17 protein-coding genes are annotated in these 15,920 nt (G+C 34.0%); 7 read left to right on the plus strand and 10 right to left on the minus strand.

All coding sequences use genetic code 11. The annotated features are described in order from the left end of the window. Positions 1–188: transposase (locus tag BM088_RS21530; RefSeq protein ID WP_143085135.1), on the plus strand; the 188-nt coding region annotated here is incomplete at its 5' end. Positions 189–462: 274 nt separating this feature from the next. Here BM088_RS21530 and BM088_RS21535 read toward each other — a convergent pair. From BM088_RS21535 to BM088_RS21545, 3 genes are read right to left on the minus strand one after another with little or no spacing between them, the layout of a single operon-like run. Further along, positions 463–1,248 carry a prolyl hydroxylase family protein gene (locus tag BM088_RS21535; protein ID WP_091989701.1) on the minus strand — a complete coding sequence of 262 codons (786 nt, stop codon included), beginning with the start codon at positions 1,246–1,248 and terminating at the stop codon, positions 463–465. After that, on the minus strand, positions 1,245–2,585 hold the full coding sequence (locus tag BM088_RS21540) for an aldehyde dehydrogenase family protein (protein WP_091989704.1): 1,341 nt from the start codon (positions 2,583–2,585) through the stop codon (positions 1,245–1,247). Before BM088_RS21540 ends, BM088_RS21535 begins: the two co-directional genes overlap by 4 nt. Before the next feature lie 44 nt (positions 2,586–2,629). Beyond that, positions 2,630–3,451: a CmcJ/NvfI family oxidoreductase gene (locus BM088_RS21545; RefSeq protein ID WP_091989707.1), complete on the minus strand. Its 822-nt coding sequence runs from the start codon at positions 3,449–3,451 to the stop codon at positions 2,630–2,632. A gap of 105 nt (positions 3,452–3,556) precedes the next feature. Here BM088_RS21545 and BM088_RS21550 point away from each other — a divergent pair, with 105 nt between their 5' ends. The 4 genes from BM088_RS21550 to BM088_RS21565 all read left to right on the plus strand — a co-directional run bounded on the left by BM088_RS21550 (position 3,557) and on the right by BM088_RS21565 (position 7,114). Further along, positions 3,557–4,456, plus strand: a complete 900-nt coding sequence (locus BM088_RS21550; protein ID WP_091989710.1) for a LysR family transcriptional regulator — start codon at positions 3,557–3,559, stop codon at positions 4,454–4,456. A gap of 309 nt (positions 4,457–4,765) precedes the next feature. Then, the gene (locus BM088_RS21555; protein ID WP_091989712.1) at positions 4,766–5,047 is read left to right on the plus strand and encodes a DUF2149 domain-containing protein; all 282 of its coding nucleotides are present in this window, start codon (positions 4,766–4,768) and stop codon (positions 5,045–5,047) included. Between the two features lie 181 nt (positions 5,048–5,228). Continuing rightward, positions 5,229–6,440 (plus strand): zinc metallochaperone GTPase ZigA, encoded by a 1,212-nt coding sequence (gene zigA / locus BM088_RS21560; RefSeq protein WP_091989715.1) that lies wholly within the window; start codon positions 5,229–5,231, stop codon positions 6,438–6,440. Beyond that, on the plus strand, positions 6,437–7,114 hold the full coding sequence (locus tag BM088_RS21565) for a DUF1826 domain-containing protein (RefSeq protein ID WP_091989717.1): 678 nt from the start codon (positions 6,437–6,439) through the stop codon (positions 7,112–7,114). The genes zigA and BM088_RS21565 overlap by 4 nt, the downstream gene beginning before the upstream one ends. An 82-nt stretch (positions 7,115–7,196) precedes the next feature. Here the strand turns inward: BM088_RS21565 and BM088_RS21570 are convergent, their stop codons facing one another. From BM088_RS21570 to BM088_RS21580, 4 genes are all read right to left on the minus strand, one after another. Further along, complete coding sequence (locus tag BM088_RS21570; RefSeq protein ID WP_091989720.1) at positions 7,197–7,592, minus strand: hypothetical protein; 396 nt, start codon at positions 7,590–7,592, stop codon at positions 7,197–7,199. A 119-nt stretch (positions 7,593–7,711) separates the two neighbouring features. Then, positions 7,712–7,867 (minus strand): hypothetical protein, encoded by a 156-nt coding sequence (locus tag BM088_RS27350; protein ID WP_177208128.1) that lies wholly within the window; start codon positions 7,865–7,867, stop codon positions 7,712–7,714. A gap of 169 nt (positions 7,868–8,036) precedes the next feature. Beyond that, complete coding sequence (locus BM088_RS21575; protein WP_091989722.1) at positions 8,037–8,645, minus strand: acyl carrier protein phosphodiesterase; 609 nt, start codon at positions 8,643–8,645, stop codon at positions 8,037–8,039. A 424-nt stretch (positions 8,646–9,069) separates the two neighbouring features. Continuing rightward, positions 9,070–9,966, minus strand: a complete 897-nt coding sequence (locus BM088_RS21580; RefSeq protein ID WP_091989725.1) for a LysR family transcriptional regulator — start codon at positions 9,964–9,966, stop codon at positions 9,070–9,072. A gap of 131 nt (positions 9,967–10,097) precedes the next feature. Here BM088_RS21580 and BM088_RS21585 point away from each other — a divergent pair, with 131 nt between their 5' ends. Then, the gene (locus tag BM088_RS21585; RefSeq protein WP_091989728.1) at positions 10,098–11,258 is read left to right on the plus strand and encodes an MFS transporter; all 1,161 of its coding nucleotides are present in this window, start codon (positions 10,098–10,100) and stop codon (positions 11,256–11,258) included. Positions 11,259–11,722: 464 nt separating this feature from the next. On the opposite strand, the gene BM088_RS21590 is transcribed toward BM088_RS21585, so the two are convergent. The 3 genes from BM088_RS21590 to cspD form a co-directional block, all read right to left on the minus strand. Further along, positions 11,723–12,376: a pseudouridine synthase gene (locus tag BM088_RS21590; protein ID WP_091989730.1), complete on the minus strand. Its 654-nt coding sequence runs from the start codon at positions 12,374–12,376 to the stop codon at positions 11,723–11,725. Between the two features lie 93 nt (positions 12,377–12,469). Then, complete coding sequence (locus tag BM088_RS21595) at positions 12,470–14,698, minus strand: NADP-dependent isocitrate dehydrogenase (RefSeq protein WP_091989733.1); 2,229 nt, start codon at positions 14,696–14,698, stop codon at positions 12,470–12,472. Positions 14,699–15,016: 318 nt separating this feature from the next. Beyond that, a complete protein-coding gene (gene cspD / locus BM088_RS21600) occupies positions 15,017–15,238 on the minus strand; it encodes a cold shock domain-containing protein CspD (RefSeq protein WP_091989736.1) in 222 nt (73 codons plus the stop codon). A 360-nt stretch (positions 15,239–15,598) separates the two neighbouring features. On the opposite strand from cspD, the gene clpS reads away from it, so the two are divergent. Continuing rightward, positions 15,599–15,916: an ATP-dependent Clp protease adapter ClpS gene (gene clpS, locus BM088_RS21605; protein ID WP_091989739.1), complete on the plus strand. Its 318-nt coding sequence runs from the start codon at positions 15,599–15,601 to the stop codon at positions 15,914–15,916. The last annotated feature ends 4 nt before the right edge of the window (positions 15,917–15,920 follow it).

Below are 15,920 nucleotides of genomic sequence, written 5' to 3' on the forward strand. Positions count from 1 at the left end.
GAAAGCAGAACTCAAAAACGGGTAATGGAGATATAGATTGGTGCTTATATAAATATAGGCACTTAGTTGAAAATGCATTTGCAAGACTGAAACACTTCCGTGCTATAGCTACAAGATATGATAAATTAAAGTTACAGTTTGAAAGTATGCTAGCACTGGCGTGTGCAATGATTTGGCTGCCAATGTGAAAGATCAACAGCCCCTAATATCTAATATCTAATATCTAATATCTAATATCTAATATCTAATATCTAATATCTAATATCTAATATCTAATATCTAATAACGGTAAGGTTGAGGATTTATCATAACATTTTGAAAATATTTTAAAAACCTTGATAAATTAGGAGGTTAACAGTTTGATCATAATTTCACTATCTTTTAAATATTAACCTTTAAACCTAGTCTTTTCTCAGTTTGTAGGTTTTTAATAAAATATTTAAGGAATGAATTAAAAAAAATTTATATTTCAAACAATACATCTGTTCGCACTATGTATTTTGTGCCTTTGGTAATAGGTAAAGAGGCATGTAAACAATGCATTGGGTGATGCCCATGTGGAAATACTAATACACTACCTTTTGGTGTTCTAATATTAACTTTTTTTGCATCACTTTCTGATCTTGCTGGCATATTAGGCTTGTCTTTATGTACCAAAAATTGTGTTTCTCCGCCTTCAAAGTCATCTGATAATAAAATTAAAAATGTCATTTGACTCCACCTGTCGTCATAAGCCTGACCGACTAATTTATTATTTATTACACGACTACCTGGCCAAGAACCATCAATATGCGGCTTAAAAAAGTCACCTTCTTGATAACGATAAAATCGAAACCTTGCATTTATTCCAAGGGGTTTTAAGCCATTAAAATTATCATCACCTTGATCAAATAAAGCAGCAACACGATCCCATATAATGGTATCGGTTGTTTTATCTACAACCATAGTCACATTGTCATTATGTCTGACGTTTCTTGGGAGTGAAACGGGTGCATCTCCTAAATAACCAAGTGTTTCAGTAACTTCTATTAACTTATTACATTCTTCTTGCGAAAGTACATTCAGCAGCTGGAAGCTACCTGGTACTTCAGGAATGTCTTTTCTTATAATACTGTTACTTGTATCTATATTTAGATCAAATGGGTTTACATTATCTGGCGTCCAAGTAGGCAAACTTGGATTTTCTGCTCCAGGCTCTTTAGCAACAACATAGAATGGGTGATTATTATTTATATTAGAATGACTCATTTTGATACGACCTTTACTTGAGCAAATTGACGATGACCTTCTACAGAACCTCTGTAGCCAAAACCACTTTGTTTCGCGCCCACCCAAGGGCTATCACCATCTCCGCCTACACCTCTATTAATGCCTATCATGCCTGCTTCTAATTGATTTGCGATATTATTAGCACCTTTTCCGCCAAAGACAACAGCACCTAAAGCATAGTCAGAGTCATTAGCGCGATTTATAGCATCATCAATATGTGCGAATGTGGCGATGGCAACAATTGGTCCAAAGGTTTCCTCTTTTTCTATCAACATATCAGGTTGTATATCTGTAATAACAGTAGGGCCAATAAATGGGGCAGGGTGTGAGTCATCTCCTAATATTAATTGGGCACCTTTACTTGTGGCATCTTTGATATGATTTTTTATTTTCGAATATTGTGCATGATTTACAATAGGTCCAATATTAGCGTGCCTATCATCCCAAGAACCTACTCTATATCTCATTGCTACATCTGTGACTTTACGTACAAAATCATCAGCTACGGATTCATCAACATAAACGCGTTCGGTAGAGACACACATTTGGCCTGCATTCTCAAAGCTACTGCCCACTGCAAATCTGGCTGCAGCATCAAGATCTGCATTGCTCATCACTATCATAGGATCATTACCACCAAGTTCCATAATTAATCGCTTTAATCCCGAACTTGCTTTAGCCATAATATCTTTACCAGCATCTTTAGAACCTGTAAATGCAACTAAGTTGATATCTGATTTCACTAGTTTTTGGCCTAACTCCTTTTTACCATGAACAATTTGTAAAACATGTTCTGGTAAAATCTCATTTAATGAAGCAACCATTTCATTTGCCACAAGAGGTGTTTCTTCTGATGGTTTAAAAATAACGGTATTACCGGCAACTAAAGCGGGTATTATAAGATTAGCGGCCATAGCCAACGGATAATTCCAAGGAGATATGATTGCAGCTACGCCTAATGGCGTAAATTGAATTTCTGTTCTAGGTCCTTGTTTTAGTGGTTTAAGTGCATCAGATACTAAATTGGCTATATATTCGGCACTGTGGATCACACCTGATACTTCACCAGAAGACCGTTTAGCATCTTTGCCCATTTCCATGCTCATAAGTCTTGCTAAATCTCTTTGTTGAGATGCTAAAGATTCAAAAGCACGAGAGATTGTTTCAACTCTGACATCAATAGGTATATTACGCCATTGTGTAAATGCTGACTTTGCTTGGCTCACTTTACTTGAAAGTTCGTTGTCTGAAGTAATCAATACTTCCCCAATTACTTCACCATTACTCGGGTTGATTGACTTAATTGTTTCTTTCATAATTGTTCCAATTTTTGTTCTGTTTTCAAATTTTAAAAGTTGGTTTATTCAAAAAGCATAATGCTTCTAACTTCAATGCTGATACGTTTAGCTTGTGCAGGATCTATATTTGAAATTGTAAAACCTGTATGGGGTACTCTACTGATCAGACTGTTTGAATTACTGTCAAATACTTTAAAAATGAGTTGCTCTTTAGCTGTCATTTGTGGATAAAAATACCATTGATGTTTTTCACTGTGACTAAATACTTCAATTTCACCAGTTCTATTAGGATATATGACAGGCATTAAATTAGATTCCTGATCAGAAACTGTATTAATATCTAAAAATGCCAACGGACTATCTACAACTAAATCAACTAAAGGGATCCAAGTATTAATAAATTGATAATGGCTAAAACTATTTGCTGATATGCCATATTTTTTAAGTTCAACGTTTAACCTGTGCTCAGCTGATGATGGGGTGTAATCATTATGAATTGTTTTTACAGGAGAACGTTTTTCAGATCTTGATAGTGAATCTTCAACAGAACGGATAGTATGATCAAAAATCAAACCAGAATGTGCACCAGTTTGCAACTTGAGGTGTTTTATCACTTGTGGGTAAAGCTGTTCTTTTAATATATTATCATCAAAATAATCAGTCACTTTGTATGCATTGTCAGCGAGTTCAAAACCCATAGTATTTAAAGCCGGTGGTGTTTTTAAAACCCTTGCATTAGTGATATTCATTAAGCGTGCATCTACTTTAGATGCTAGGACATCAGCGCTTTTAGCATCCGATCTCAGATCAAATGCTTCTATATTTTCTGGAAATATATAATTGAGTGTTGCGTTAAGTGTTTTAGCACTACTGTGTAATTGCATCTTTATCTCCAACAAATTCTAATGCTGTTATTAAATAACTTAAGCAGTATGTTATGCTTCAACTCATACAATTAAAAACAACTATACCTTGTTAGGGATACAATTTTGGCTGGTATCAATCGTCTCGATATAAAACAATTGAGAATACTGCAATTGTTACTTCAACAAAGAAACTTATCTAAAGTTGCAAATCTTATGGGTTTAACGCAGCAAGCGATCAGTGAACAGTTAAGAAAGTTAAGAGATACTTTTAATGATGAATTATTTATACGAACGAATAATGGGGTGATCCCAACAAAAGTAGCAGAAAATATGGAACATAAGATAAACCATATTTTGCTAGATATAGAGCAGTTGATAAACCCTGAATATTTTGACCCCTCAAGTCTGACTGGTTTGTTACAGATCAGCACATCTGATTATGCCCTTGTTACAGTTTTACCTCAGTTATTAAAAGCTGTAAATGAACAAGCACCAAACTTAAAGATAGTGATCCGTGATTTTGAATCAGATAATTTAGACAAGTTGATGGTTACCGGTGAGTTAGACTTGGTGATTACTTTTCCTGAATTTATTCCAAATACCTTTTCAACATTGAAGCTATTTGATGAGCAACATATTTGTGTAACAGGAATAAATTCGCCTTATGTACAGAAAAAATTTACGCTAAAGAAACTTGCTGATTTACCACAAGTGATTGTTTCTCCTTCAAGGCCAAATCTTAAAGGATCTCATGATGCATGGTTTGCTAAAAAAGGCTTAATAAGAAATGTTATTATGTCAGTTCCTAGCTTTGCCACCGCTGCTGATATTATTCAATCAACAAATACAATAGCATTTTTGCCTTCAAGGATACTGCCTGATCCCAAACTTATCCCGATTGATTTGGATGAACTTCCACCAAGTTTTGAAGTAATTGCAGCTTGGCATCTAAGATCAGATACCAGCCCAACTCATAAATGGTTAATCAATATATTAAAATCAGAATTTTGTAATAAAGTCTAAGCCTAAATATTTCTATTTACCAATCAACTATTACCTTCTAAGTAAGAATTATATAAGAGAAAAGTTTCAAATAAATGTTTAATTATTAAAATTAAATGTGTATTGATTTCTAGTGGTATTACGTATAAATGACGTTGCGCTTCATGTTGTTATAATATAACATTTCATTTTTAGGCTTGTGTCATAACAAAGGGCAAGCGATAAAGGAGTTAGCATTGCTTGGTTATTTACTGGATGCAAAGGTGATAGAGCAATGAGAAACACAAATCTAGACGCCGCCTAATTAATGATACTGACGATTTAAATCCAATGAATAGTGTTGGTAACTTATTTGATGTTGCTATGTTTTTTTCAGTTGCTCTTATGGTGGCATTAGTGAGTTATCTTGATGTAGCAGACATGCTATTCAATGACGGTTTTACTATGGTGAAAAATCCGGGTAAAGACGATATGCAAATTATCACTAAAGAAGATGGCAAGATAGTCCGCTATAAATCTGAGGAATCGAATACCAGCTGTGAAGGCAAAGGCAAACGAGTCGGTGCTGCTTATCAATTAGATAAGGGTGAAATAATTTATATACCAGAATAATGATTGATATTTTATTAGCGATTCAACTTATGTGAGGCGCTATAAATATACTTTCAAATGTTGTAAAAACGAGAGTTCGCGTTTTTGACTATGTGCGTTTTTCATCAATTTTAGAAATAGCACCTAAACAAGGTGTGATGTTATAGTGTTGCGTATTTGTGCGCGTGGGGCAAAGAGATAAATGAAATTAGTTAATACAAAACTTCCTGTCACCGTACTTTCAGGGTTCCTAGGAGCAGGAAAAACAACGGTACTGAGCCATATTTTAAATAATAGGAAAGGGTTAAAGGTTGCGATCATTGTTAATGATATGAGTGAAATTAACATTGATTCGTCCATGGTAAGAAACGGCGTATCTTTAAATGAAAGCCAAGATAAATTAGTTAAAATGAGTAATGGCTGTATTTGTTGTACATTACGCGAAGATTTATTATTGGAAGTGGCTAAGTTAGCAAAAGAAAAAATATTTGATTATTTAGTCATCGAATCAACAGGTATTTCAGAGCCTTTACCGGTCGCTGAGACTTTTACTTTTGCTGATGAAAATAATGTTTCTCTTGGTGATGTGGCGAGGCTTGATACTATGGTGACAGTTGTTGATGCGGTTAATTTTATGAAAGATTATGAAGCTGCACAATACTTAGAAAGTACTGGTGACGAACGAGATGATCAAGATGAAAGAACCGTTACTGATTTATTAATAGATCAAGTTGAATTTGCAGATGTATTATTAATTAATAAAATTGATTTAATAACAACTCCAGAACTTAAAAATTTAACTGCAATTTTAAAAACACTTAATGCAAGCGCACAGATTATACCGGTCACTCAAGGTCAAGTTGATGTTAATGATGTAATCAATACAGCGCTATTTGACTTCGAAAAAGCATCAAAGGCAGCTGGCTGGTTACAGGAATTAAGAGGGGAGCATGTTCCTGAAACACAAGAATATGATATTACAAGTTTTAGTTATAAAGCACGAAGACCTTTTCACCCTGAAAAATTTTATAACTTACTTCATAATTTGGATCAATTCGGTAAGTTGCTTCGATCTAAAGGTTTTTTCTGGCTCGCAACCAGACATGAGTTTGTAGGGCAGTGGAATCAAGCGGGTGGTATCGCAAATTATGGGTTTGCAGGTCTGTTTTGGCATGCTGAACCAAAAGAAAATTGGCCAACAGATGTTGAATCTTTAACTGAAATTCATAAATCTTGGGTTGAACCATTTGGCGATATGAGACAAGAATTGGTCTTTATTGGTCAAAAATTGAATGAAAAAAAATTGATAAATGCACTTGATGACTGTCTATTAAGTGAAAATGAATTGTTAAAAGGTAAAGATTATTGGTGCGCTCTTGTAGATCCTTTTCCTGCTTGGGAGGAGTCCGTATGAGTGACTTAATACAAAATGTAGAAACCGAGAATGACATTAATAAAATTCCAACAGCAGTTGAATCTAGTGAACCCAGTGTTTTATCAGATATTTATCAATCGGGTAAAAATATGGTTATTTGGCAACGGAAAAATTCAAACCAAATCGATAATACAGTAGATAGCATATTAGAATCAAAAAAATCATTAAAACTTGTTATGGAAGTAACACCGCAAAGTATCCAGGCTGATCTATTAAGGGTATTAGATGAACTGGATAGTGATAAAGCCTTAAGTTATGATATTTATCAACTTGTTGATATGTTCTGTTTTTTATTTGAGCTTAAAAGTGTCGGTCTTAGGTTAACTACGTTACAAGAGCCTATGTGCCCTAGGTTTCATGTCGACAAAGTTGGCTGCCGTTTAATTACAACTTATAAAGGAAACGGCACCCAATGGCTGCCACATGAGATAGTCGATAGATCAAAGTTAGGAGCCGGAAACAAAGGACTTAGTGATGACTTATCCGGGATTTATAAAAAAGAAACTGATATTAAACATTTAACTTGTGGTGATGTGGCTTTACTCAAAGGTGAGGCATGGATTGGAAATGAAAATGCTGGAATAGTACATCGTTCTCCACCGGTTCCAAAAGACGAAATGCGTCTTGTATTGACATTAGATATTCTACCTTAACGAAATTTAAATTAACTATAAGATGATAATAAAAGATAGCAAAAAATGTAGTTTGCTATCTTTTATAAATGTAATTCATGTTTTATTTACCTAAATATTCTTTTTGCGCTTTCATTAACTGATTAAATTGCAAAAGAACAGAATCATTTTTTGTAGATTTGTGTAACTTTAACAAATTGATTTTAAGTGAACTGTTTTTATTAAATTGACTTGCATAAGTACCAAGTTTTGATTGGTCAACTTTCCAATGTGTAAGCTTGCCAATAACATAATTACCAAACATAAATGCTTCATATTCATTTAATAACGTCAAAAAATCGCTGAAGGATAGGGTACCAGCCTTACTTAATTTTTGAACTTCAAACGCATTTTTATATCCGATTACAAGTGCGCTTTTTAACCTAGTATTACCCAGTTGAAATTGATATGAATGGCGAGTTTCATGGACTAAAAAAGCCAAGGCTGCATATTTATCCATTTTACTTAATTTATCAGGGTAGCTTATATTATCGATAATTAACGCTGGTGGTTTTATATCAAAACTTTCATATTCTAATTCAAATATTTCCTTTAAATAGGGTGTTTGCTGTTTACATGTTAATGTTTTCCAACGTGAGCATGCTCAAAAGTTGCTTCTTGTAAAGCAAATGCGAGCGGTGTTTGTTGTTGTATTGCTTCATTGGCAAAAAACTTATCACCCGAAAATGCACTTGCTGTATATAAAGTTAATAAAGCTAATAATGTTTTTTTCATTAAAATTCCTACAGATACTTATTTAATTCAATCAGATTATTAAAACAACTGTATATTAATTTTTCATTATTATTAATAGAGTAAACAAACTAGAGATGATTTCAGCATTATAAGATACATTATATTATAACTCTAGAGAGTTTAATGCTTAGCATATATAGAAAAGTTCTTATTGAGGAAATATTTGAGGTAGATTTTTCTCTACGGCTTGAGATATGACATGGTCAATTAACTGAGGAAAGAAACTTAAAAACACTTGGTTTAACGCGTTATAGTGTTTATTTATATCATCAATACAACCAGAAAACTCATTTTTAAATCGAATACGTTTAGCAATATTATCAAGGGCAATACCAATACCTTCAGGTGTTTCATATGACTTGAACCAATCATCTTGTGTTATACGAGAAATAACATGCTGCATATTTGAGGGCATAATCGACAGGTTTTTTTCAAGCATGTTATAACAGTTATGTTTAAAGTAATTAAAATCTTGATTGTTAAACTGTGACCAATTTTTAATTAAAAAATGGTCAAACAAAACATCTAAAGCGATCCCTGAGAATCGCTTTCTTTTAATTGAAAATAGTAGCTTAGCGTGTTTAATTTCATTATGTGAATCAGTATATTTATCAACTAAATAATGATTATCTAGAGCTAACTTTATCGGTAAAGGTAATAGTTTTTCTAGCTTTTTACCACCAAAATCACCTAACAAGTTGCCATAATAAGAGTCTGCATTTGGTTGTGCTAAATATAAATGGGCTAAATAATTCATTGTGAAATTATAAATACCTTATTTGAGATATTTTCTATTGAAGGCTAAGTTTATATTTTATGAGATTCAGAGCAAACTCTAAGCGCATCAAAATACTTAAAGCAGTTCTACCTAAATACCTGACCATTTTTTACTGGTGCTACCTAACATTTGTGTTAAATCGTTAAATTGTTAAATCTAACAGGTTAATCTTTAAGATGATATATAATAGAGTCTTCCATTTATCGTCTATTAAATGCATTTCTTTTTGATAGCACATAGTTCTATATGCGCTTTTAGTACTTTTTTATCTTTACCAGCTGTTTCTACGACACTTTGTATTAGTTTGTCTTATAAAACATCTAGGTTACAACAAGGTAAACGGCTAATAAATTTATTAAGATACTAAAATATACCAGATACCAAAGGTATTTGAGAGAATGAATTAACTCAGGTTCATTTTAGGTTTAATAAAATCAATAAAAGCAGATATACGTTTAGATACCGCTGATGATTTATAAAAAACAGCATTTACTAATTCTCTGTCTGTATTAGGCATATAGTATGATTCTAATATGCTAATCAATTTCCCTGATTTAATATCTTCACTGATCATAAACCCTGACAAGCAAGCAATTCCATTTCCTGATAATATGAGTTGCCTTATTGTTTCTCCATTACTGGCTGATATTGTTGGAGTTATCATATTTAGCCCTTTTAAAGGCCATTTATTTAATGCTTTAACATTGGAAAAGCCTATTAAGTTGTGTTTTAAAAGATCGTCAGGTGTTTTTATAAGCCCATTATTCTTTAAATATTCTGGAGACGTAACAATATAAAGTGGGCTCTTACCAAGTGCTTTTGTGTGTAATGTTGAATCTTCTAGTTTACCAATTCTGATGGCAACGTCTGTTCGTTTTTCTATTAAGTCTACAAATTCTTCATTTGAAGATAACTCAATATCTATATCAGGATACGCTTTTTTAAACCCCTTAATATGAGGAACAAGCTGATGCAATATAAATGGACTCGCAGCATCGACTCTTAATTTTCCCATAGGTAATACACCACGGTTAACAATATCAATTTCTGCTTTTTCTATTTTTTGTAGCCCTAAACTAACAGCATCGACAAATTGTTTTCCTTCATCCGTTAAAATGACACGTCGTGTTGTTCGCGTGAGAATACTGATACCTAGCTCTTTTTCGATTTTACTAACAGAGCGTGATATACGTGCAACTTGAATATTGAGTGCCTCTGCGGCAGCAGAAAATCCACCAAACTCGGTCACTGCTATTAAAAGCTCTAAATCATCAGATCGTGTTCTTAATTTATTATTCATACTATTTTTTACAAAAGTAATTTGTTAATAGTGTTATTTATTACAAAAGTGTAGCAAGGAATAATAGGGCAATCAAAACAAACTTAGTTTGTTGACTAACAGATGTATGAACAAATAATTGGGAGAAAAAAATGCCATTAGCTTTATTTGCATTAGCACTCAGTGCTTTTGCTATAGGAACAACCGAGTTTGTTATTGTTGGCTTATTGCCAACAATGGCACAAGATTTGAGTATATCAATACCATCAGCTGGCTTACTCGTGAGTTTATATGCACTTGGAGTTGCAATTGGTGCTCCAGTATTAACTGCATTAACAAACCGATGGAATAGAAAGCATGTATTGCTATCTGTTATGGGTTTATTTGTGATTGGAAACTTAGTTGCATGGCAAGCACCGAGTTTTGAAGCTTTGATAGCAGCCAGAATATTAACAGGTCTTGCACATGGGGTCTTTTTCTCAATAGGCTCGACCATTGCAACAGGTTTAGTGCCAAAAGAAAAAGGAGCCAGTGCTATAGCAATTATGTTTACGGGTTTAACAGTTGCTTTAGTCACTGGCGTACCTATTGGCACATATATAGGTCAAATATTCGGCTGGGAAGCAACATTTCTGACGGTATCTGTTTTAGGTTCGTTAGCCATGATAGGAAGCGCTGTTTTGGTACCAAATAATTTAAAGCAATCAAAACCAAGCAAAGTATCAGAACAGTTTAAAGTAATAACACATCCTAGATTATTATTAGTATATGCAATTACTGCAGTTGGTTATGGCGGTACATTTGTCGCTTTTACTTATTTGGCACCCATTTTAAGTAACATTAGTGGCTTTGCTCCTAATACAATTGGATTAATATTGTTAGTTTACGGCGTATCAGTTGCAGCAGGCAATATTTGGGGTGGAAAAATGGCTGACAAGTTAGGTCCAATTAAAGCTTTAACGATTATTTTTACAGGTCTTGCTACAATTTTACTGTTATTTACTTTTACAGCAATTCATCCAGTCGCTGCAGTGTTAACAATATTTATATGGGGTGCATTTGCATTTGGAAATGTACCCGGTTTACAAGTATATGTTGTTAAACTTGCGCAAGAGCATACACCGGAAGTTGTGGATGTTGCATCAGGTCTAAATATTGCGGCCTTTAATGTTGGTATTGCACTGGGTGCTTGGGGTGGAGGAGTTATTGTTGAAACATCTGGTTTAATGAATACACCTTGGGTTGGCGCTATTATTGTTTTATTTGCCTTAGTGTTAACGCACTTTAGCGGAATGTTAGATAAAAAAGTATAAATACTTCAATGGAATTTAAAGTAACATTTTGTATGTTGGAGACTCAATAGTTATGAAATAACGCGATAAAAAGAGATCTAGTTTAAACTTACAGGACACTTTAATGATGGCGTATAACCCAATTATTGAGATGTATTTTGATAAAATGGAAGTTAAAATTTATACAAAAGAGTGATAAAAACAGAGTGTCTTGTAACGGTTCTAGATCACAGTATATCTGAAGTTGCTAAATCTTTGGAGATAACCACTATCGATAAGTTAAAAATAATACCAATTCCATTAAATAAGTATACATTCAAAATGTACAATAGTAGGGTTGTTATCATTCCTAATTGTCTAAAAATGCTCAATTACACCAGCTTACCGAATATGGATATTTTAGTTTAGTCTATAACAATAAATTAATGCACTTGAAAATTTATTCTCATTATACTTGAGCATTGATTTGAAATAATGGGTATAAGTTACTCTGTTATTTCTTTATATTCACCATTAGAAATACTATCAATTGACCATTTACCAATACTGTACCTGATGAGACGTAAAGTTGGGTGGCCAATGTGAGCTGTCATACGCCTTACTTGTCTATTTCGTCCTTCAGTGATTTTAATTTCTAGCCAAGTTGTTGGGATATTTTTACGTTCACGTATAGGAGGGTTACGGTCCCAAACAACAGGTTCAGACATAATTTTAACCTTTGCAGGTAATGTTATACCGTCTTTTAACTTCACGCCTTGGCATAGGTCATTAATAGACTTATCACTTGGGACACCCTCAACTTGAACCCAGTAAGTCTTTTGGGTTTTTTGTTTAGGTGAGGCAAGTTTATTTTGTAATTTTCCATCATTAGTTAAAATAAGTAGACCTTCACTGTCCCTGTCTAATCTACCAGCAGCATAGACATTTTTTACCTTAATGTAATCGGCTAAAGTTTTACGTGGCTTTTGTTCATTCTTTTCATCTGTGAATTGGCACAGTACATCAAAAGGTTTATTGAATAGCACAACTTTAGTTGGCCCTTTTGGTTTTTGAATTGCTGATTTATGCGATTTATATTTAATTGTTGATTTAGAAGGTGTGTAGTTAGATTTAGGTGGTTTTATCTTAATTTGTGACATTGCGCATAAAATTTAAAGTAATCTTAAATTAATTATACTAAAAAAGGGCATCGTGTGATGCCCTTTTATAAATTAAATCAGTATTAGCAAATATTAAATATTGCTGATGATCTCATTTAATGTATTACTTGGACGCATTGCTTTACTAACAAGTGTAGCATCTGCTTTGAAGTAACCTTTTACGTCAACTGAAACACCTTGAGCGTCATTTAATTCAGCAACAATTTTAGCTTCATTTTCTGTTAGAAGTTTAGCTGGAGTTGCAAACTTAGCTTTAAGTGCAGTGTCATCATTTTGTGCAGCAAGTTCTTGCGCCCAGAACAATGTTAGGTAGAAATGGCTACCACGGTTATCTAATTCATTTACACGACGAGAAGGCGATTTATTTTCTTGTAAGAATTTAGCTGTTGCTAAGTCAAGTGTTTGGCCTAATACTTTCGCTTTTGCATTATCAGTTGTTACACTTAGGTGCTCAAACGATGCTGCTAATGCTAAGAATTCACCTAAAGAATCCCAACGTAAGTGGTTTTCTTTTTCGAATTGTTGAACGTGCTTAGGCGCTGAACCACCTGCACCTGTTTCGAATAAACCACCGCCATTCATAAGAGGAACAATTGAAAGCATTTTAGCACTTGTTCCAAGTTCTAAAATAGGGAATAAATCAGTATTGTAGTCACGTAATACGTTACCCGTTACTGAAATAGTATCTAAGCCTTGTTTGATACGATCTAAAGAGAACTTAGTTGCTTCAACTGGAGACATGATTTGAATGTCTAAACCTGTTGTATCATGTTGAGGTAAATATGCATTTACTTTCTTGATGATTTCACGGTCATGTGCACGCTCTTCATTTAACCAAAAGATAGCAGGTGTTTGAGATGCACGAGCGCGGTTTACAGCTAATTTTACCCAGTCTTGGATTGGTAAATCTTTAGCTTGACACATGCGCCAGATATCACCTTTCTCTACAGAATGTTCAAGTAAAGTATTGCCATTTGAATCAACTACTCTCACTGTACCTGCTTCTGCGATTTCAAATGTTTTATCGTGAGAACCGTACTCTTCAGCTTTTTGAGCCATTAAACCAACGTTAGGTACACTGCCCATAGTTGTTGGATCAAAAGCACCATTTTCTTTACAGAATTCAATTGTTGTTTGGAAAACACCTGCGTAACAACGATCTGGAATTGTTGCTTTAGTATCTTGTAGCTGACCTTCAGCATTCCACATTTGACCAGAAGAACGGATACATGCAGGCATAGACGCATCAACAATCACATCACTTGGTACGTGTAAGTTTGTAATACCTTTATCAGAATCAACCATTGCAAGCGCAGGGCGCGTATCATAAACAGCCATGATATCAGCTTCAATTTGAGCTTTTTGTTCTGCAGGAAGGTTTGCTATTTTTGCGTAAACATCACCAATACCATTGTTTACGTCAACACCTAGCTCAGCAAATACTGCTGCATGTTTTTCGAAAACGTCTTTATAGTAAACAGTGACAACATGACCAAAGATGATTGGATCAGATACTTTCATCATAGTTGCTTTTAAATGAAGCGAGAATAAAACACCTTGCTCTTTTGCTTCAACCATTTGTGCTTCTAAGAAAGTACGTAATGCCGCAACACTCATTTTAGATGCATCAATTACTTCACCATCTAATAATGGTTGGCTTGTTTTTAATACAGTAATAGAACCATTTTGTGCAACATGTTCAATACGTGTATCAGTTGCTTTTTCAACAGTGACAGATTGCTCTGAGCCAAAGAAATCACCTTCAGTCATAGCCGCAACGTGAGATTTAGAATCACTTGCCCAAGCACCCATTGAATGTGGATTAGTACGCGCATACTGTTTTACAGAACCTGGCGCACGACGATCTGAGTTACCTTCACGTAAAACTGGGTTTACAGCACTACCTTTAATTTTATCGTAAGTTGCTTTTACTTTTGCTTCTTCGTCAGTTGATGCATTTTCAGGGTAATCTGGTAAAGCATAATCTTGTGCTTGTAATTCTGCGATAACAGCTTGTAATTGTGGTACAGACGCACTGATGTTTGGTAATTTAATGATATTGGCTTCAGGTGACTTAGCTAATTCGCCAAGTTCAGCAAGTGCATCAGCAATACGTTGCTCTTCTTTTAAATATTCTGGAAAGTTTGCAATTACGCGCCCTGCTAGTGAGATATCTCGCGTTTCAACAGCAACATCAGATGCATTAGCAAATGCTTGAATAATTGGTAGCAATGAATGTGTTGCTAACGCTGGTGCTTCATCTGTTTCTGTGTATATGATCTTTGACGTTTTTGTAGTCATCATTTTTCCTAAAATTCTCAGGCGTTAAAGCCTTCTCAACAATGCAATCGTGGATGCTAAATTTAAATTATTACGTTTTAAACGCCTAAATAGAGAATTTAGCGCCCGGTAGTATAGCAAAAAAGTGAAAAATAAAATAGCTTAGTCACTAGGAGTTTATAAAGATTTTGAAATGCTTTGTATACAGTAAACAGGTGCAGGTTTACATCTAAAATAAAAAAATAGAGAGGTTATACTTTAGTTGAATAAGAACAAATAAAACGAGATAAACACGAATTTCTAAAAAAGAATTTCGTGTTTATATTTTGATATAATGATTTAACTGAGTGTATCGTCTGTTGGTGCAATATTTGTCGCATGCAAACCTTTTGGTCCTGCTTGCAATTCAAAAGTTACATCTTGACCTGCTTTAAGTGTTTTGTATCCATCCATAACAATTGTTGAATAATGAGCAAAGATATCTTCATCATCTTTATCATCTGCAACAATAAACCCAAAACCTTTTGCATTGTTAAACCATTTTACTTTTCCGCAAGCCATACTGCTACATCCTTCTGAAAGTTGACTAGTTATTGTTAGAACCTAATTTATAAACACAATTATAATTGTGACAAGGTGATATCATTTAAGTTGTTCATCAATAATGCTGATGTATACTTAACAGTAAGCAGCTTTATATAAATTTTAAGTTGCTGACGTACTGCAAATTAAGTTGTACCTTAACTGATATATTTTAAATTTTTAGGTTAAGCTGGTTATTGATTCACCAAACTCATTTCTGACTGTAGTTTATTTAGTCAAACAGTCAAGTTTTTTGGTTAATTTTTAACAGTTTATTTTTTTTTACACTTTTTTGTATTCAAGTTTGCTTGAGTGCATGAGAAATGACTATATTTAATTATGAGTGGTTTAAAACAAGCTGATGTAATTGATACCGTACGTGATAGTGAAAAGCAAAAATTGCGGCCACCACGTAAATATCAAGTAATCTTAAATAATGATGACTTTACCCCTATGGATTTTGTCATTGAAATATTAATGAAGTTTTTCAATAAGAATAGTGAACAAGCGGCAGAAATAATGCTAAAAGTACACTACGACGGTAAAGCAATTTGTGGTATTTATTCAGCCGATATTGCTCAAAGTAAAGTTGAACAAGTTAATAAGTATGCCAGAGAGAATCAACACCCTCTGTTATGCCGATGTGAACAAGTTTGATCTG

The sequence above is a fragment of the Pseudoalteromonas denitrificans DSM 6059 genome (assembly GCF_900112265.1).
Taxonomy (GTDB): Bacteria; Pseudomonadota; Gammaproteobacteria; order Enterobacterales; family Alteromonadaceae; genus Pseudoalteromonas; species Pseudoalteromonas denitrificans.